16 protein-coding genes are annotated in these 18,336 nt (G+C 64.5%); 6 read left to right on the forward strand and 10 right to left on the reverse strand.

The genetic code is table 11. The annotated features are described in order from the left end of the window. Nucleotides 1-48 precede the first annotated feature (48 nt). The 4 genes from AC6CHP_RS08740 to AC6CHP_RS08755 form a co-directional block, all read right to left on the reverse strand. Complete coding sequence (locus AC6CHP_RS08740) at nucleotides 49-372, reverse strand: antibiotic biosynthesis monooxygenase family protein (protein ID WP_188731448.1); 324 nt, start codon at nucleotides 370-372, stop codon at nucleotides 49-51. Nucleotides 373-461: 89 nt separating this feature from the next. After that, complete coding sequence (locus tag AC6CHP_RS08745) at nucleotides 462-782, reverse strand: SMR family transporter (protein ID WP_104186384.1); 321 nt, start codon at nucleotides 780-782, stop codon at nucleotides 462-464. Continuing rightward, nucleotides 779-1,135: a DMT family transporter gene (locus tag AC6CHP_RS08750; protein ID WP_498229220.1), complete on the reverse strand. Its 357-nt coding sequence runs from the start codon at nucleotides 1,133-1,135 to the stop codon at nucleotides 779-781. Before AC6CHP_RS08750 ends, AC6CHP_RS08745 begins: the two co-directional genes overlap by 4 nt. Before the next feature lie 117 nt (nucleotides 1,136-1,252). Beyond that, the gene (locus tag AC6CHP_RS08755; protein WP_400640613.1) at nucleotides 1,253-1,891 is read right to left on the reverse strand and encodes an isochorismatase family protein; all 639 of its coding nucleotides are present in this window, start codon (nucleotides 1,889-1,891) and stop codon (nucleotides 1,253-1,255) included. A gap of 134 nt (nucleotides 1,892-2,025) precedes the next feature. Here AC6CHP_RS08755 and AC6CHP_RS08760 point away from each other — a divergent pair, with 134 nt between their 5' ends. Continuing rightward, nucleotides 2,026-2,976 (forward strand): GlxA family transcriptional regulator, encoded by a 951-nt coding sequence (locus AC6CHP_RS08760; protein WP_427115912.1) that lies wholly within the window; start codon nucleotides 2,026-2,028, stop codon nucleotides 2,974-2,976. A gap of 22 nt (nucleotides 2,977-2,998) precedes the next feature. Here the strand turns inward: AC6CHP_RS08760 and AC6CHP_RS08765 are convergent, their stop codons facing one another. After that, on the reverse strand, nucleotides 2,999-3,982 hold the full coding sequence (locus AC6CHP_RS08765) for an aldo/keto reductase (RefSeq protein ID WP_498229223.1): 984 nt from the start codon (nucleotides 3,980-3,982) through the stop codon (nucleotides 2,999-3,001). A 92-nt stretch (nucleotides 3,983-4,074) separates the two neighbouring features. Between AC6CHP_RS08765 and AC6CHP_RS08770 the strand changes: the two genes are divergently transcribed. After that, a complete protein-coding gene (locus AC6CHP_RS08770) occupies nucleotides 4,075-4,485 on the forward strand; it encodes a MerR family transcriptional regulator (protein ID WP_498229225.1) in 411 nt (136 codons plus the stop codon). 6 nt (nucleotides 4,486-4,491) lie between these two features. On the opposite strand, the gene AC6CHP_RS08775 is transcribed toward AC6CHP_RS08770, so the two are convergent. From AC6CHP_RS08775 to AC6CHP_RS08795, 5 genes are read right to left on the reverse strand one after another with little or no spacing between them, the layout of a single operon-like run. Beyond that, nucleotides 4,492-6,822 (reverse strand): beta-L-arabinofuranosidase domain-containing protein, encoded by a 2,331-nt coding sequence (locus AC6CHP_RS08775; protein ID WP_498229227.1) that lies wholly within the window; start codon nucleotides 6,820-6,822, stop codon nucleotides 4,492-4,494. 46 nt (nucleotides 6,823-6,868) lie between these two features. Continuing rightward, nucleotides 6,869-7,786 (reverse strand): carbohydrate ABC transporter permease, encoded by a 918-nt coding sequence (locus AC6CHP_RS08780; protein WP_188731464.1) that lies wholly within the window; start codon nucleotides 7,784-7,786, stop codon nucleotides 6,869-6,871. 40 nt (nucleotides 7,787-7,826) lie between these two features. After that, nucleotides 7,827-8,747 carry a carbohydrate ABC transporter permease gene (locus AC6CHP_RS08785; protein WP_498229229.1) on the reverse strand — a complete coding sequence of 307 codons (921 nt, stop codon included), beginning with the start codon at nucleotides 8,745-8,747 and terminating at the stop codon, nucleotides 7,827-7,829. Beyond that, nucleotides 8,744-10,111, reverse strand: coding sequence for an ABC transporter substrate-binding protein (locus AC6CHP_RS08790; RefSeq protein WP_498229231.1), 1,368 nt, complete (start codon nucleotides 10,109-10,111; stop codon nucleotides 8,744-8,746). The genes AC6CHP_RS08785 and AC6CHP_RS08790 overlap by 4 nt, the downstream gene beginning before the upstream one ends. A 36-nt stretch (nucleotides 10,112-10,147) precedes the next feature. Beyond that, the gene (locus tag AC6CHP_RS08795; protein WP_188731469.1) at nucleotides 10,148-11,143 is read right to left on the reverse strand and encodes a LacI family DNA-binding transcriptional regulator; all 996 of its coding nucleotides are present in this window, start codon (nucleotides 11,141-11,143) and stop codon (nucleotides 10,148-10,150) included. 181 nt (nucleotides 11,144-11,324) lie between these two features. Here AC6CHP_RS08795 and AC6CHP_RS08800 point away from each other — a divergent pair, with 181 nt between their 5' ends. The 4 genes from AC6CHP_RS08800 (at nucleotide 11,325) to AC6CHP_RS08815 (ending at nucleotide 18,256) form a co-directional block, all read left to right on the forward strand. Next, on the forward strand, nucleotides 11,325-12,617 hold the full coding sequence (locus AC6CHP_RS08800) for an ABC transporter substrate-binding protein (protein ID WP_498229233.1): 1,293 nt from the start codon (nucleotides 11,325-11,327) through the stop codon (nucleotides 12,615-12,617). 189 nt (nucleotides 12,618-12,806) lie between these two features. Further along, nucleotides 12,807-14,435, forward strand: coding sequence for an SLC13 family permease (locus AC6CHP_RS08805; RefSeq protein ID WP_427115903.1), 1,629 nt, complete (start codon nucleotides 12,807-12,809; stop codon nucleotides 14,433-14,435). A gap of 72 nt (nucleotides 14,436-14,507) precedes the next feature. Next, nucleotides 14,508-16,241, forward strand: a complete 1,734-nt coding sequence (locus AC6CHP_RS08810; protein ID WP_498229235.1) for an ABC transporter ATP-binding protein — start codon at nucleotides 14,508-14,510, stop codon at nucleotides 16,239-16,241. After that, the gene (locus AC6CHP_RS08815; RefSeq protein ID WP_498229237.1) at nucleotides 16,238-18,256 is read left to right on the forward strand and encodes an ABC transporter ATP-binding protein; all 2,019 of its coding nucleotides are present in this window, start codon (nucleotides 16,238-16,240) and stop codon (nucleotides 18,254-18,256) included. Before AC6CHP_RS08810 ends, AC6CHP_RS08815 begins: the two co-directional genes overlap by 4 nt. Nucleotides 18,257-18,336: the final 80 nt, after the last annotated feature.

Genomic DNA, 18,336 nt, shown 5'->3' on the forward strand with positions numbered 1-18,336 from the left:
TCAACCTTCCCATTTGAACACAGTCGGCTGGACTGGGGGAGGGGGCAGTCACATGGCGGGTGGGTGGCCCTGCTGAGGGACCGAACTGACCAGGTTGTAGTGCTCGACGACGGGAAACGGCTCATAGAACCGGTGCAGGAGGGCGCGCCACTGCTGGTACTCAGGGGATCCCCGGAAGCCAACGGTGTGGTCCTCCAGCGTGTCCCACTCCACGAGCAGCAGGTACGTGCCGGGGGACTCGACGGACCGCGAGAGGGACAAGGAGAGGAACCCTGGCATGGAGGCAATGATGGGCTGGGCTTGGGCGAACGCTGTCTCGAATGCCTCTTCCCGGCCGGGGACAACAGGCAGCAGGGCGTGTTCAGTAATCACCCAGCAAGTCTTGCAAACTTCCGGCGCGGGAATTGAGTCCATGGCCAGGACCGGCCGTACGGCCCGGACACGTGGGACCGGTTTTCTGGCTAGTGCGCCGCGCCCAGCTCGATCAGCAGGACCCCGCCGATGATGAGGCCGAGTCCCAGCATCATGACGGGGGTGATTGTCTCCTTGAAGAAGACACGGCTGGCCAGGGCGGTCAGTGCGACGCCGGCCGCGGCCCAGATGCCGTAGGCGACTCCGAGGTTCATGCCCTGTTCGAGGGTCAGCGTCAGGAGGGTGAAGGCCAGGAAGTATCCGACGGCGACAGGAACGTACCAGCGCCGCTTACCGGTGGACGCGACCCGCAGCAAAAGGGTGGCGGTCACCTCGGTGAAGATTGCAGCCGTCAGCAACAGCCACATCATGAGCGGACCATTTCTTTTGCGGGTTCTTCTGCCGGTTCCTTGTGTGACCCGAGTTCAACACACAGCACGCCGCCGATCACCATGGCGACGCCGACCATCATCACGGGCGTCAGCGCTTCACCAAAGAGAAGGGCAGCCAGCAGCACGGTGAGGGTCACTCCCAGCGCGGCCCAGATGCCGTAGGCGACGCCAAGGCCGAGGCCTTTACGGAGGACTCCGGCGAGGAAAGCGAAGGACGCGGAGTAGCCGAGGACCACCACGATGAAGAAGGCAGGATTATCAAGGGCCGCTTTCAGGGAGAGGGACGCTGTCACCTCACTCAGGATCGCGCCGGCGAGAAGAATCCACTTCATAAACAGAGTCCTTGAATGTCGTTGGGGCTTGGTCCCCGTGGGTGCAACCGCAGGAGTGCTGCTGGTGTTCCCGGGCTTCCCACCGCCGAGAACGCTGGGGAGGCCCGGGACGGCTGGTTACGCCTGCGGGACCAGCTCCAAACCGGCAACTGCGGAGCTTCCGAGATCACTCCCTGGAAGGGCCTGATTCGCAGCCAGGGCACTGGTCCAGGTGTCAGTATCCGCTACTGCTGCCCAGTTCGAGTTCAGTAGCGCGAGCAGCGTGGTGTGCACGGTCTTCGCGTCGGCGGAGCCTGCGTGGTTGGCGAGGTTGATGGCGCCGGTGGCGTCTGAGAGGACTTCGGTGGTGAAGCCAAGGAACTCTGCCTCCACGGCGGAGGCGAGCACGCAGTTGTTGGTCATGTAGCCGGCCAAGGTGACCGTGTCGACGTCGTGCTTCCGCAGCCATTCGGCGAGATCCGTGCCGGCATAGACGGAACCGTACTGTTTGACCAGCTGCTTCCAGTCGCCGGTTTTACGGCCCTCAACCTCGGGGTGCAGCTCGAACCCGGGTGTGCCCGGGGCAAACACGGGTGCACCAACGCCCGCGGAGTGCTGGATCACGGCAACCGGAATGCCTGCGGCAGTGGCGGCGTCAATTGCCCTGGCAATCGTGGGCAAGGACTCCTGATGCGGCGGGTACTGGATCTCGAGGGGTCCGCTGAAGTACTGCTGCTGCACGTCAATGAGGATGAGGGCGCGGCGGGGGGTGCTCATAATCTTGTTCTCCCTGGTGTTTCTCTCGGCTGCCTGCTGGCAGCTTTTCCAGTCTTCCCGTCGCGGGCGCAGGCTAACAGTGGCACGAAGGCATATATACGATGGATTCGGGCCAAGCTGTTGGGAGGGGCAGGATGAAGATCGCGGTCTATGGGTTCGATGGGGCAACGATGTTCCACCTCGCCGTTCCACAGATGGTTTTTGACGAGGTTGCCCGCCAGGGCCTTGCGGAGTGGAAGACGGTTCTTTTCTCTGACCAGGAAGGCGAGGTCACAACTGCTGAGGGCTACCGGCTGGGCAAGGTGGAAGGCCCGGAGGCTGCGGAGGCAGCGGACGTGGTGGTGGTGCCTTCATGGTTCGACGACGGGCGCCTCCCCAGCGATTCGCTGCGGCGGGTGCTCCAAGACGCACACGGGCGTGGGGTGCCGATCTTGGGCTTGTGCCTTGGGGCAATCCCCGTGGCCGACGCCGGCTTGCTCGCGGGGCGTCGGGCCGTCACGCACTGGCAGGCGTTCGATTCCCTTGCCGGACGGCACCCTGATATCGCCCTTGACCAGTCGGTGCTGTACATCGACCACGGCGACGTGCTGACCTCGGCCGGAACCGCCTCCGCGCTGGACGCGTGCCTGCACCTGGTGCGCGCCCGGCTCGGGGCGGAGGCGGCAAACCACGTGGCACGCAGCCTGGTCATCGCACCGCACCGGGAGGGCGGGCAGGCGCAGTACATCGAGCGCCCTGTTCCTTCCCGCTCCACCGACGATCCGATCTCGCGCCTGCTGGAATGGGCCCTGGGCCGCCTGGGTGAACCCCTGACCATTGACCTGCTGGCGGCGCAGGCGCACCTGAGCCGGCGGACTTTCGTCCGTTCCTTCCGGGCAGCAACAGGAACGACGCCCGCCGCCTGGATCCGGGCCCGCCGCCTTGACGCAGCCCGGCGGCTGCTCGAAACCACGGACCTGTCCATCGAACAGGTCGCAGCCGACTGCGGCTTCGGCAACGCCGTCACCCTCCGGCAGAACTTCGCGGCCGCCTTTTCGACGACGCCCACGGAGTACCGGCGGCAGTTTGATACCCGGGCTGGTTAGCACCTCGCTTTTCACACGGCGTTTAGCCGCGGTCCCGGGCCATGGCCGCTTCCGTATTCCGGGTTCCGGTTGCTGCTCCGTGGGGTGACGCTTCGTCGATTTCGGCGAGGTCCTCCGGTGTGAGCTCGACCTCCGATGCGGCCGCGTTCTCTTCCACCCGATGGATCTTGGTGGTCCCTGGGATGGGGGTGGTGCCATTGTGGATCACCCAGGCAAGCGCGAGCTGCGCCGGTGTGATGCCCTTGCGCCCGGCGAGCGTCCGCAGCACATCGACGATCCGGAGGTTGGCCTCGATGGCTGAGTCCGAGAATCGGGGCAAGTTCCTGCGGGCATCGCCTTCCGGCAGGTCGTCCTTCCTGGTGATTGTCCCGCCGAGGAAGCCCCGGCCCAGCGGTGAGAAGGGAACAAACCCGATGCCGAGTTCACGTGCGGTATCAAGGACGCCGTTGTGCTCCGCGTCCCGCTCGAACAGGCTGTATTCCGACTGGATCGCAGTGATCGGGAACGTCGCGTGGGCCTTTCTCAGGGTTTCGGCGGAAGTTTCAGATACGCCGATGTAACGGACCTTTCCGGACTCTACCGCCTGCCCCATCGCTCCGATCGTTTCTTCGATGGGTGTTGCCGGGTCGACGCGGTGCAGATACCAGAGATCGATATGGTCGGTTCCCAAATGGCGAAGGGACCGGTCGAGTGCCCTGCGTGCGTACTCAGGGGAACCGTTCGGCCCATGAGGCGTCCCGTCGTCGTCGAACTCAATGGCGAACTTCGTGGCGATGCCCACGCGATCGCGGTCTCCGCCAAGCGCTTTCCCCAGCAGTTGCTCATTGACGAAGGGGCCGTACGCCTCTGCAGTGTCGAACATGGTCACTCCGAGGTCCAGCGCGCGGCGGATGGTCTTGATCGATTCGTCCCTGCTGGCGCCGCCGTAGAAGGCGCTCATGCCCATACATCCAAGTCCCATGACTGAGCTGGTCAGGCCCTGCGCGCCCAGTGCAACCTGTTTCATATGCTGTCCTCCAAACACAAGCTCCGGAACATCCGGATGCGTCCAGCGTCGATGCTGGTGTGCACACCATGTCAAATGCGAAACTTGGAAGCATGCCTTCCCTGACACCGGCCGGACCCGATGCTGGCCTCACGATCAGTGAGGCTGCAGATGCCCTCGGCATCACCGTTGACACCATTCGCTATTACGAGAAGGAAGGGATCGCCCCCGCGCCGGAGAGAGGCCCGAGCGGATGGCGCCGGTACGATCCTTCCACCATGAGCTGGCTCGCGGGCGTGCTCATGCTTCGCGGTACCGGCATGAATATTCAACAGATGCGCGACTACGCCGCCGCATACCAGGCCGGGGCATCCACCGAAGACCGGCTGACGCTGCTTGAACAGCACCACGCAGCCGTTCTTGAACGTCTAGCCGGCGTGCACCGGCACCTCAGTGCCCTGGAACGGAAAATCGATGCCTACAGGGAAGCCATCCACTCCGGCAGGCAGGTGCCAAGCCCTTAAGCTCCGTCAGTCACGCCGAGGTCCTTGCCGCAGTTCCACCGACAGCAAGTCCTCGGTGGTGTAGCCAGGCTCCGCGTGCACCGAGAACACGAGGGAGTGCGGGTCCTTGATCCTTGCTTCCGCCGGGATGGCGTACTCAGTTACTTCGTGTCCGTGGTCGACATCGGTGTGCAGTACCTTCGCCAGCGGTGCGCCGTTCAGGGTGAGCCGCTGGCGGCGTCCCGGATTCCGCCGGATCTTGACCCTGAGGCACACTGCGTCGGTACCGGGGTCCTTGAGGATGTAGGAGAACCAGCCCGTTGCGGTCCGCCAGTGCAGTCCGTCTTGTCCACCGGCCTTTGTGCCTTCGCCGGCGAAGGAATGGTCAGCTTCGGGCTGCTGCTCGCCTGCCGTGACGGCGTCGACGACGGCTTCCATGTCCGCTGCGTCTGCGTCCATGGCGGCGAGTTCGGCAGCCCGCACGGCGGGCGCGGGGCCGGTTGGCCAGTAAACCGTATAGCGCTCGTCGTGGATCCCCGCGAACGGTTCGAGCCGGACCCGGACGGGAGAACCACCCTGGGTGGCGGCGAGTTCCGCGGAAAGCGCTTCGCGGCTGACCATAACGACGGCGTCTGCCGGCTCTTGCGCGGAGGCCACCGGGGTATGTGCCAGCGCTACCTGGCGGCCGCCGGCAACATGGCCCATCCGTTCGTCGGGTGCTTCGAAGCTTTCCAGGCCTGCGTTCCCTTCCCTGGCGGCGAGGACCACAGGTCCGTACAGGAAGGACACCCACGGCGAGCCGTCCGGAAGGGTTTCGGCCCGGACTTCGGCGCGGAGCCGGATGGAAACTGTGGTGGTGCCCTCCCAGACGCGCTGGATGAGGACGGGGTGGCCGTCGTCGGCGGTTCCAGCCTGTTGTGAGACGCCCGCGCCGCTCTGCGGCAGGCGGACTTCCATGTCCGTTGCCCACGCGGGGCGCCGAAGCCGCAGGGTGAACTCTGCGGGGGTGTCCGCGGTGACGGTCAGCGTGGCGACGTCCGAGTGCGGGAAATCCGTGTCCAGTTGAACGTGTATCCCGCGTTCGGACCAGTCCAATGTGGATGCAATGTAGAGGTTGACGGAGAGGCTGTCGCCGCTGTGGCTGTAGATGAGTTCTCCGTAGCTGGCATGGTTCTCCATTCCGGAGCCCACGCAGCACCACATTGATTCGTGGACTGTGGAGTACACGCGGTAGTGGGACGGCCTCATCGGAGTGAAGTACACGAAGCCGCCCCGCTCGGGGTGCTGGGAGGAGAGGATGTGGTTGAAGGTGGCGCGCTCGTAGAACTCCACCGCGGCCGGATCGCCGGTTCGTTCGAAGCGCAGCTTGGCGAGCTTCAGCATGTTGTACGTGTTGCAGGTTTCCGGCCCCTGGACGTCCAGGACCATGGGCGTGAAGTCCCGTGACGGATGGAAATGTTCGCGGACGCTGTTGCCGCCGATCGACACGGTCCGCTGCCGGGTGACAACGTCCCAGAAGTGATCGGATGCCTTGAAGTAGTGCGCGTCCCCGGTAGCCTGGGCAAACCGTTCGTAACCCACAACTTTGGGTATCTGTGTGTTGGCGTGAAGTCCATCCAGCCGGTCGTCGCCCGCAGCCAGCGGATCAAGGAGTGCGCGGTGCGAGAAACGGCGGGCCTCGCGGAGGTGGTCTTTCCGTCCGGTCAGCCGGGCAAGGGATGTCCAGGTGTCGTTCATGCCGCCGAACTCCGTGCTGAGTACCTCCTCGAAGAAGTCGTCGTCAATGCGGCGTGAGACGGCACACCACCAGTCTGCGAGGCGCAGGAGTACGGCGAAGGCGTTTTTGGAGCCCGCATAGGTGTAGGCGTCCAGAAGGCCGGCAAAGGTCTTGTGCAGGTTGTAGAGCGGGACCCAGCGGCCGTTCAGCGTGAAGAGATCAGCGTCGATCACCCCTCCAGCCAGTTCTTCGCCAAGCCGGCGTCCGCCGGGAACGCCGCCCACGTATCCGGTTCCGGCCGCCGCCTGGCACTGGTCCAGGATTCCCACAACGTAGTGCACCCGTTCGAGCAGCCGGACGTCACCTGTGGCGGCAAACAGCCGCGCACAGGCAGACAGGTAATGCCCGCCGATGTGCCCGCCCATGCCGTCGGATTCCCACCCGCCGTAGGGTTCCGCTGCCGCCTCGAGTCCCGCTTCCTGCAGGTACGGTGCGCAGAGACGGTCGGCGTCGAGCTCGAGGACGTAGCGGACGTCAACGTCCTGCGCTGTCTTGAATTGGCCGGGCAGCAGCCGGATCCGGTCCAGGGGAAAGGACGACGGCGGCAGTTGCGTGATTGCCGGGGGACTGGTGAGGTGCATGGTTGCTTTCTTGGGTTGCTTCGGCGGCACAGGAGGACGTGTGCGCTCAGCCCTTGACGGCGCCGGCTACGAGGCCGCGCACGTAGTACCGCTGGACTGCCGCGTACAGGATGATGCAGGGAAGCATGAGCAGGACGGCCCCCGCGATGACATAGCCGTGGTTCACCACGCCGAACGCGCCGGAGGCGAGGTTCTGGACGGCGACGGGAAGAGTGAACAGTTCCTGTTTGGTGAGGAAGGTCAACGCGCCGAGGAAGTCCCCCCATCCGCCGAGGAAGGCGAAAAGGAACACCGTGACGGCGCCCGGAACGATCATGGGCCTCAGCACCGAAAGCAGGATCCTCAGTGGACCGGCACCATCAATCCGTGCTGCTTCCACCACTTCCCTGGGGATCTGGGCGAAGGAGTTCCGCATCAGGAAGACACCAAAGGGCAGGTTGAAGGTGATGTGGAAGACGATGATGCCGGCAAGTGAGTCCGTGAGGCCGAGGGCGTTCATCTCCAGGAAGAGCGGCGTCAGGATGGCCTGGAACGGGACCATCATGGTCAGCAGGATGAGCGCGAAGGCAATGTTGGACCCCTTGAACGGGAAGTTCACCAGGGCGTAGGCGGCCAGGGTGGTGATGATGACGCTGAACACGGCGGCGCCCAGGGCAATGGCCAGGCTGTTCCAGATGTAGGACCCTGCCCCGATGTTGGCAATGAGCCCCGTGTAGTTTTCGAAGGTCAGGTTGTCGAATGACTGTTCCGATGAAGGGGCCGCGATCTGGGATCCTGGCTGAAGGGACCGGAGGAAGGACCACGCCACCGGGACAACAAAGGCTATGGACACTGCGGTGCCGATGACAGCATAGATGGCGGTCCTCAACCGGGCAGCTGTCCGTGCCCGGGAGGCAGTTGGAGGTGTGGTGGGGCGGGGCTTGTGCTGCGTCACCTGCGGCGGCGCTTCGACGGACGTTGTCATGGCATCTCCTGTTCGGGGCTGGGCCAAAGAAGTGGGTGGGTCAGTCCTCGCGCATGACGCGGAACTGGATGAGCGTGAGGATCGCCGCGATGATGACCACCACGAAGGACAGGGCGGTTGCGTAACCCACCTGCAGGTCGCCGAAGGCTTTGTTGTAGACGTAGAGCATCACGGTCAGGGTGCCGGTTCCCGGGCCGCCGCCGGTGATGATGAAGAACTGGGTGAAGGCCAGGATGGCCCCGATGAATCCCATGACCGTCAGGAGCCCCAGGTAGCGCTTGACCAGCGGGACCGTCACCTGGAATTCCTGCTGCCACCGTCCGGCGCCGTCGATCTGCGCCGATTCGTACAGTTCGTCCGGGATGCCCTGCATGCCGGACATGAGGATGATCATGGCGAAACCGGACCCCACGTAGGCACCCAGCAGGACTATGAGGACCGTGGCGCTGGTTGCGTCCAGAAGCCAGGGAGTAGGCGCAGAAGTGATGCCGAGCGCCAGCAGGATCTGGTCCAGGACGCCGCTGTCCGGCCGGAACTCCAGCAGGGCAACGAAGCTGAATGAGGTGATGCCGATGACGTACGGAAGGAAAACGGCGGTGCGGATGAGCCCGGCACCCCGCCGGTTCGAACGAACCAGCACGGCCAGGAGGTAGCCGACCACCACCCCCAGCACGGTGGAGACCACCGCAAAAAGGAGCGTGTAGAGAATGGATCCCCAGAAGGTGGTGTCGGTGAAGGCAGTGAGGTAGTTTTCGACGCCGGTGAACTCAACGTCGCCGACGAGCGGCCAGTTGGTGAGTGAGATGACCACTGCGAACAGCAGCGGAAAGATGACAAAGGCGGCGACGAGGAGCATGGCCGGCGCGAGCATGAGCATTCCGGTATAGGAATCGCGGCGCGAGGCAGGCCTTGGGGCGCGTGTGCGCTTGTCCCGGCTGAGGGAGGGGGTTGCTGTGGTCATGCCTGGTTCACCTTCAAAACTCGGGCGGTTTCCTGATGCCCGCGTTGGAGGATGTCCTCCATCGCCTCCTGGCCGAAAACTGCTTCGCGGAACATCGCAAGCCACGGTGACTGTACGGTGTTGGTGAGTTGTGTGTAGAGCGTTGTGGGAGCGGCGAACCCGTCGTTCATCCGTTCCATGCCCGGGACCATCAGCGGGAATTTCTCGCTGAAATCCGTCTGCAGGATGTCGCTGCGGACCGGGTACCAGCCCAGCGCCGCCAGTTCCGACTGCTGTTCAAGTTCACCCACAAAGCGGATGAAGTCCCACGCCGCCCCAGGGTTGGGGGCACCCCGAGGGATGGACAGCACCGCACCACCGGAAAACTGGGAAAAGTTTCCGTCCGGCCCTGGAAACGCACTCACGCCGAGCTTGTCCAGGAACTCCGGCTTGGCGCTGCCCACCACCAGGTCGTAGGAACCCGGAAACAGTCCCACGGTTCCGGCGAGGAAGTCCTGGCCCCAGGCAGCTCCGGAGTCTGCTGCTGCCCCTGGTTGCGAGAGACCCTTCCTGTGGAATTCCCGGTAAAGTTCCAGGGTCCGGCGGAGCGGATCATTGCCCAGCACTGCTGCTTGTTGCCGGCCCAGTGGCCCGTCGTAGAAAGGGCTGTGGTCTGCCCAGAAGTGCGGCTGGATGACATAGCCCAGGATGCCGGCGGAGTTGCCGGTGAAGGTCACTCCGGAGACGCCGTCGATCCCCTGCAGGGCCGTGGCGTGCTCCAGGTACTCTGCGAAGTTTCCGGGTCCTTTCTCAGGGTCCAGTCCGGCCTTCGCGTAGAGCTCTTTGTTCCAGAACAGCTGTGAGACGTTGGAAAGTGCCGGTAGCCCGTAGATCTTTCCCTCGTAGGAGGCAACGTCCAGGAGCGGCTTGTTGAGGTGGGCGGCGTAGGGGAGTCCCGTCACCAGGGAGGTGAGGTCCGTGAATGCTTCCCGGATGGTGAAAACCGGACTTGTGACGGAATCGGGGGCCACAACGTCCGGAACGGCGCCGCTCCGGATGGAGGTGGCGAGCTTCGTTGTCATCTGCCCCTCCGGCAGCACGGTGAGCTGGATCCGCACCGCCTGCTGGGCCTGGTGGTATTTGTCCACAATGAGCTGCGCCGGTTTGAACGCCGTGCTTCGGCACCAGAACCGGATGGTGCCTGATGGGTTCTTCCCGAAGCCGGCGGCGGTGACGCTGGCTTCCGGCAGCACGGCGGAACATCCCGTCAGGCCAAGGGCCGCGGCTGCGGCTCCCAGGGTAAGGACGGAACGCCGGCTGGGGCCGCTGATGCCATCCGCGCGGCGTTTTTGGGCGCGCTGAAGGGAGGGTGGTGGGTACATCATTGTTCCCTCGTGTTCTGTAGGGGTGAATGGAAGGGGCTAGGTGGAATCGCGCACGATCAGCTGGCAGGGCAGCGCATCTATCCCGGGCCTGGAATTTCCGGTGATGGCTTCGAGGACGCGTGCTCCTGCCGCGCGGCCCAGTTCTTCGAGGTTCATGTCGATGGTGGTCAGGGCGGGGCGGCTGTTCAGGGCTGCCGCTGCCCAGTTGTCAAAGCCGATGATTGAGACGTCATGGGGTACAACGATGTTTGCCTCGCGCAGACCATCAGCTACGCCGCGGGCGATTTCGTCGCTGCCGCAGAGCACCATGTCCACGGGTTCCACCCGCTGGCGGAGCATCTGGGCAGCCTGCCGGCCCCACGCCTCGGACCAGTTTCCGTAGAGTGCTCGTTCGCCCACGAGGGTGAGCCCGAAGGTCGGGGCGTGTTCCTGGACGGCCTGGGCGCGGATCCGGGCAGAGTAGTCCTGGCGGGGGCCCGCCACGTAGGCGATGTTCTGGTGCCCCAGGTTGGCTGCATGTTCCAGGGCCAGGAGCATGCCCTGGACCTGGTCCACCACCACTGACATGTCTTCGGGGTCTGAAGACTGTCCCATGACATAGACGATCGGCACTGATGTCTTGGGTAGTGGGGCGCGGGGGCCGGTGTGGTTGGTCATGACGACGATTCCGTCGACATTCCGCGAGGCGAGCGTTTCAACGCAGTGGCGCTCGCGGACCAGGTCACCCCGGGAGTTGCTGATGAGCACCGACGCCTGGTCAGGGCCGAATGAATCCTCGAGGCCGTACATCACCGGAATGCTGAAGCGCCCGATGTCATCCGAGGTGACCAGGCCTATGGTGATCACCTCGCCGCTGCTGGTTTCGGCAGGCAGGGTTTCGAAGCCAAGCTTGTGTGCTGCAGCCAGGACCCTGTCCCGGGTATCTTCCCGGAGCTGGCCCCGATTGTTGAGTGCCTTGGAGACCGTGCCAATTGATACCCCGGAGGCATTGGCGACGTCGGCCAGGGTGACCCGGCGGGAGGGAAAGCTCACGGTTCTCCTGAGATGGGGGATGTGCTCGCGAAGCAAGCCTATGTTGCCGTCATTTTCCTGTCAACGGAAATGTTTCTGGATTTTTCCGTATTGGACTGATACGTTTCACAACGTGTAATCCAGGTCACCTCACAGAGGAATGTCCGGACCATCAGGCAACACACTGAGCAAGGAGGCTCCCATGATCAACAGAAGGCATTTCCTCACCACCGTGGCCGTCGGCACCGCATCTGCCGCAGCTTTAGCAGCATGTGGAACAGGCACCGGCACCAGTGCCGGAGAGACGGGCTCCGCGGAGAGCCCGGTCACCATCAACTACACGTGGTGGGGCAACGATGACCGGGCCGAGCGTACCCGCAAGGCGATCGCGCTGTTCGAGGAGAAGAACCCGGACATCAAGGTCAACGGCAACTTCACCGACTTTGCCGGCTACTGGCAGAAGCGCGCCACCGAGGCTGCCGGCGGCGGGCTGCCCGACGTGATGCAGTGGGACCTGTCCTACCTGCGCGATTACGGCCAGCGCAACCAACTCCTGGACCTGGGCACCGTGAACATCAACACGGACGCGTTCGAGAAGTCCCTCCTGCCCTCCGGGCAGATCAAGGGCAAGACCTACGGCATCCCCACCAGCACCAACGCGTTCGCTGTCTACTACGACCCCGCCAAGCTGGCGTCCCTGGGCATCGCAGAGCCCACCGGCACATGGACGTACAAGGAGTTCAACGACTTCATGACGGAGGTGGGCGCCAAGAGCAACGGCGCTATTTACGGCGGCGGCGACTACACGTCCGTCTGGTGGATGTTCAACATCTGGCTGCGGCAGAACAATATCGAGGCCTTCACCGAGGACGGCAAGCTCGGCTTCACCAGGGATGACCTGAAGAAGTGGTGGAATACGACCGCTGCCCTGCGCGGCACCCCGGCCATGATTTCCGAAGAGCGCGTCACCCAGTTGGCACCGAAATCACCCTTCAGCTCGAACTCTGCAGCTACGGAATTTACCTGGGACAACTTCATGGCCGGCTACCTCTCGGACACCGGGGCGAAGGAGCTCAAGCTGGTGCCGCCGCCGTCGGACGATCCGGACAACCTGGGCCTGTTCCTGAAGCCCTCCATGCTGATGGTTGCCAGCGCCAAGACCAAGTACAAAGACGCTGCCGGCCGGTTCATCGACTTCATGGTCAACGACCCCGAGGTGGGCCAGATCTTCAAGACCTCCCGCGGTGTCCCGGCGTCGAAGACCCAGCGGGACGGGACCACCTTCGAAGGTACGGACAAGCTCGTGGTGGATTACGAGAAGTCCATCGAGCAGTACCTCAAGGACGCACCCGAGCCGCCGATCGTCGGTTTCGGCACGCTCGAGGCGTCCTTCAAGCGTGTTGCCTCCGACTTGAACTTTGGCAAGCTGACTGTCGACGGCGCCGCCGACGCATGGTTCAAGGAAGCCGAAGACCTCATTAAGCAGAACGCCTGACCAGGCGCTGTCGCTGGACCGTGGCGGCGCCACCTGGCGGACGGCGCCGTTACGCGGGCATTCTCAAATGATTCTTCGAATAACGCCACGCGGGCATCTTTGATGAGTCAACGCAGGGGGTTGTGGGCCCGTTGACCGGCTGCTACTTTGTTGGCACTCACTCACACAATGGCGTGCGGAGGCCGGAAAATGAGCGAACCGTCCAGGAGGGTAATTCCCGAGCAAGGTGAGTTTGACGAGGAGCCCGGCGAAGGCCGGCCTCCCCGACGGGCAAGCCGTACATGGCTGGTCCGCGGCCTCGGAGTGGCCCTCGGCGTCATCGTCTACTTCCTCCTCAGCGGCTCCGGACTGTCCAACGACGCCCGCGTGGTAGCCGGCGTCGGCACCCTCATGGCGGTCTGGTGGATGACTGAGGCTGTGCCGTTGTCCGTCACGTCGCTGCTGCCCATCGCGTTGATGCCCGTGTTGACGGAACGGACCATTGCCGAGACCACCGCTCCTTACGCCAACCCGATCGTCTTCCTGTTCCTTGGCGGCTTCCTGATCGCGATTGCCATGCAAAAGTGGAACCTCCACCGCAGGATCGCGCTGCTGACCCTGCGCCGGGTGGGAACCCACCCGCGCCAGATCATCCTGGGCCTGATGATCTCCACCGCCTTCCTGTCGATGTGGGTGTCCAACACCGCCACCACGCTGATGATGCTGCCGATTGCCCTGAGCGTGCTGACCCTCGTGGTGGAGAACAGCAAACATGGCGCGGAAGCCGCCGTCGGCACTGGTGGAAGAGACATTGGCGAGGAACTCCGGGCCGGCGGGGCCGTCAGTGACCTCATCGAGAACCGCGAAGTGCGCGTCTTCGGCGTCGCCCTGGTCCTCGCGGTGGCATGGTCCGCCACCATCGGCGGGCTGGGAACCCTCCTCGGCAGCCCTCCCAACGCCATTGTGGCCGGCTACATCAGTGACGAACTTGGAAAGACCGTCGGTTTCGCCCAGTGGATGATGCTCGGGGTCCCCATCGTTGTGGTGTTCATCGGACTGGCGTGGCTGCTCCTCACACGGTTCATCTTCCGTTTCCACCTGGACGAGGTGCCCGGCGGCAAACAGCTCATTAATGACGAAATTGCTGCCCTGGGACCCATGAGCCAGGGCGAGAAGATTGTGCGTGCGGTGTTCGTTGGCGCCGCATTTTTCTGGATCGTGCCAGGCCTGCTGTCCAACATCGGCGACCTGGGTGACCAACTGCCCTTCCTGGACATCTTCGACGACACCGTGGTAGCCATCGCGGCCGGTGCGCTGCTGTTCATTATTCCCGGCGACAAGCAGGGGAACATGACCCTCAACTGGAAGGACGCAGAAGAGGGTCTGCCCTGGGGTGTCCTCCTGCTGTTCGGCGGCGGCCTGTCGCTGGCTGCCGCGGTGGCGGGCACCGGCCTGGACGCCTGGTTCGGTGAACGGGTCAGCGGCCTCGGGGCCCTGCCGATCATTCTGTTGCTGGCCACGGTTGTCCTGATTGTCTTGTTCCTCACCGAGATCACCAGCAACACCGCCACAGCGGCCACCTTCATCCCCATCCTGGGCGGGGTGGCCATCGGCATCGGAATCGACCCCATGGCGCTCCTGATCCCGGCGGCACTGGCGGCAACCTGCGCGTTCATGCTGCCGGTGGGAACACCTCCCAACGCCATCGTCTTCGCAACCGGCAACGTCAAGATCAGCGAGATGGTCCGCGGGGGTATCGTGCTCAACGTGGTGGGCGTCCTCCTGATCACCATCTTCACGGTGCTCATTGGCCCCTTCGCATTGGGCTTGGTGCTCTAGAGAACTTCCCAGCCTCCGGACGTAAACTGACCTTCGCACCACCACTTGTGGACACTGTGTCAGGAGCCGCCCATGCTCTGGAAGCTGCTTGTTGAATACCTGCGGCCGCACCGCACGCTGCTGCTCGCCGTCGTCATTTTCCAGCTGGCGCAGTCCATCGCGTCCCTGTATCTGCCCACCCTCAACGCGGACATCATCGACGAGGGCGTGGCCAAGGCGAACATCGGCTACATCCTGAGCCTGGGCGGCGTGATGCTGGGAATTACCCTGCTGCAGATCGTGTGCGCGGTGATCGCGGTGTACTTCGCGGCGAAGGCGGCCATGGGCGTGGGCCGTGACCTGCGCGGCGCGATCTTCAAACGCGTGGGGGAGTTCTCCGAACAGGAAGTCACCAAATTCGGCGCACCCAGCCTCATCACCAGGTCCACCAACGACGTCCAACAGGTCCAGCAGCTGGTCCTCATGTCCGCCACCATGCTGGTCACCGCGCCCATGCTCAGCATCGGCGGGGTGATCATGGCCATCAGGCAGGACGTGCAGCTGTCCTGGCTGATCGCCGTCGCCGTCCCGGTGCTGCTCATCGCCGTCGGCCTGATCACCGCCCGGATGGTGCCGCTGTTCCGCAAGATGCAGAAGCGGATCGACACCGTGAACCGGGTCCTCCGCGAGCAGCTCACCGGCATCCGCGTGGTCCGCGCCTTCGTCCGCGAGGACATCGAGACGGAACGCTTCGCCCGCGCCAACGAGGATGTCACGGACACCGCACTCCGCGCCGGCCGGCTGATGGCGCTCGCGTTCCCCATGGTGATGCTGGTCCTGAACGTCTCCAGCGTGGCGGTGATCTGGTTCGGCTCGTTCCGCATCCAGGACGGCTCCATGCAGGTGGGCACGCTCATCGCCTTCCTGAGTTACCTGCTGCAGATCCTGATGTCCGTCATGATGGCCACGTTCATGGCAGTGATGATCCCGCGCGCCGCCGTCTCGGCCGACCGGATCGGCGAGGTGCTGCGCACCGAGTCGAGCGTCCGGCCCCCGAAGAACCCCCTGAGCAGCGAGGTCCGTCGCGGCGAGCTGGAGATGCGCGACGTCGGATTCGCCTACCCGGGTGCCGACCAGCCCGTCCTCTCCGGCATCAGTTTCACCGCAAAAGCGGGGCAGACGACGGCGATCATCGGCAGCACAGGGTCCGGCAAGACCACCCTGGTGAACCTCATGCCCCGGCTGTTCGACGCCACCAGCGGCTCTGTACGGATGGACGGCGTGGACGTGCGCGAGCTGCACCCGGACCTGCTCTGGGGGCACATCGGCCTGGTCCCGCAGCGGCCCTACCTGTTCAGCGGCACCGTGCGCAGCAACCTGCTCTACGGCAAGCCGGACGCCACCGAGGACGAGCTCTGGACCGCCCTGGAAATCGCCCAGGCCAAGGACTTCGTGGAGCGCATGGACGAGGGACTGGACGCGCCCATCAGCCAGGGCGGCACCAACGTCTCCGGCGGGCAGCGGCAGCGGCTGGCTATTGCCCGGGCCCTGGTGAAGCGGCCCGAGCTGTACATCTTCGACGATTCGTTCTCCTCGCTGGACACCGGCACCGACGCCCGCCTCCGCCAGGCCCTCAAGCGCAGCACCGCCGGCGCCACGCTGGTGATCATCGCCCAGCGCGTCTCCAGCATTGTGGAAGCGGACCAGATCCTAGTGCTCGACGACGGCAGGATCGTGGGGCGTGGAACGCACAGTGAGCTGCTGGGGACGTCTGAGACGTACCGCGAGATCGTCTCCTCCCAGCTCGCGGCGGAGGAGACGGTATGAGCCGCCAGCCCTCTCCCGGAACCGGCGCCAAAGCCGCACCCGCCTCCACACCTGGAGGCGCCGGCGTCGTACGCATTCCCCGTCCGGCAGGCGGACCCGGAAGGGGCGGGCCGTTCGCGGGGATGAACGTCCCGGCGGAGAAGGCGATGAACTTCTGGCCGTCGGCCAAGCGGCTGCTGGGGAAGCTGCGGCCGGAGCGGGCGTGGCTGCTGCTGGTGTTCGTGACGGCGGTGGCCGGCGTGGCGCTCTCGGTGATCGGGCCGCGGCTGCTGGGGGAGGGCACCAACCTGATCTTCGCCGGGGTGGTGTCCCGGGAAATGCCTGCGGGGGTGACCAAGGAGCAGGTGATCGCGCAGCTGCGCGCCGCCGGGGAGGGGCAGCGCGCGGACATGCTCAGCGCCATGGACCTGGTGCCGGGGCAGGGGATCGACTTCGCCGCGCTGGGGAACGTGCTGACGTGGGCGCTGGTGCTGTATGTGCTGTCGTCGGCGTTTATGTGGGTGCAGGCGTATGTGCTGAACGGGGTGGTGCAGCGGACGGTGTTCGGGCTGCGCGGGGAGATCGAGGCGAAGATCCACCGGCTGCCGCTGCGGTATTTCGACTCGATCCAGCGCGGTGAGCTGCTCAGCCGGGTGACCAACGACGTGGACAACGTTTCCCAGAGCCTGCAGCAGACCATCAGCCAGGCGGTCACGTCGGTGCTGACGGTGCTGGGTGTGCTGGTGATGATGTTTGTCCTTTCGCCGACGCTGGCGCTGATCGCGCTGGTGACCATTCCGCTGACGCTGGGCATCACAGCGCTGATCGCCAAGCGCTCGCAGAAGCTGTTTGTGGCGCAGTGGAAGAACACAGGTGAGTTAAATGGGCAGATCGAGGAGACGTACACCGGGCATGCGCTGGTGAAGGTGTTCGGCCGGCAGCGCGAGGTGGAGGAGCGGTTCCGGCAGAAGAACGCGGAGCTGTACGACGCCAGTTTCGGGGCGCAGTTCATTTCCGGGCTGATCATGCCGGCCATGACGTTCATCGGGAACCTGGTGTACGTGGGGATCGCCGTGGTGGGCGGGCTGCAGGTGGCGTCCGGGGCGATGCAGCTGGGCGATGTGCAGGCGTTCATCCAGTACTCGCGGCAGTTCACCATGCCGCTGGCGCAGCTGGGGTCCATGGCCAACGTGCTGCAGTCCGGGGTGGCGTCGGCGGAGCGGGTGTTCTCGTTGCTGGATGAGGACGAGGAATCTGTAGAGCCTGCGCCTTCTACTGATCCTGTGTTTGGGCGGGGGCGGCTGGTGTTTGAGGACGTTTCGTTCTCGTATTCGCCGGACAAGCCGCTGATTTCCGGGCTTTCCCTGGTGGCGGAGCCGGGGCAGACGGTGGCGATCGTGGGGCCCACCGGAGCTGGGAAGACCACGCTGGTGAACCTGATGATGCGGTTCTACGAGCTGGACGCAGGGCGGATAACGCTCGACGGCGTGGACGTCACCTCGGTGCCACGGCGCGAGCTGCGCTCGCGGCTGGGCATGGTGCTGCAGGATACGTGGCTGTTCGGCGGGACCATTCGGGACAACATCGCGTACGGGCGGCCTTCGGCTACTGAAGCTGAGATTCTTGAGGCTGCTCGGGCGACGTACGTGGACCGCTTCGTGCGGTCGCTGCCTGACGGGTATGACACGGTACTGGACGACGAGGGCGCCAACGTGTCCGCGGGGGAGAAGCAGCTGCTGACGATTGCGCGGGCATTCCTGGCTCGGCCTTCGGTGCTGATCCTGGACGAGGCAACTTCTTCAGTGGACACTCGGACCGAGGTGCTGGTGCAGAAGGCGATGAGTGCTTTGCGGTCCGACCGGACTTCCTTCGTGATCGCGCACCGCCTGTCCACCATCCGCGACGCCGGCCTCATCCTGGTGATGGAGGCCGGGCAGATCGTGGAGCAGGGGACGCACGCTTCACTGCTGGCCGCCGGCGGGGCTTACGCGCGGCTATATGAGGCCCAGTTCGCAGCTCCTGTGGCGGAGGTTTGAAACACCAAGTCAGTACCTCTGGTCAAGTTGAGTTCTTTGGAGGGCGGCCCTGCACATGATTGTCGTGCAAGCGAATGGAA

The sequence above is a fragment of the Pseudarthrobacter sp. GQ63 genome, assembly GCF_059758765.1.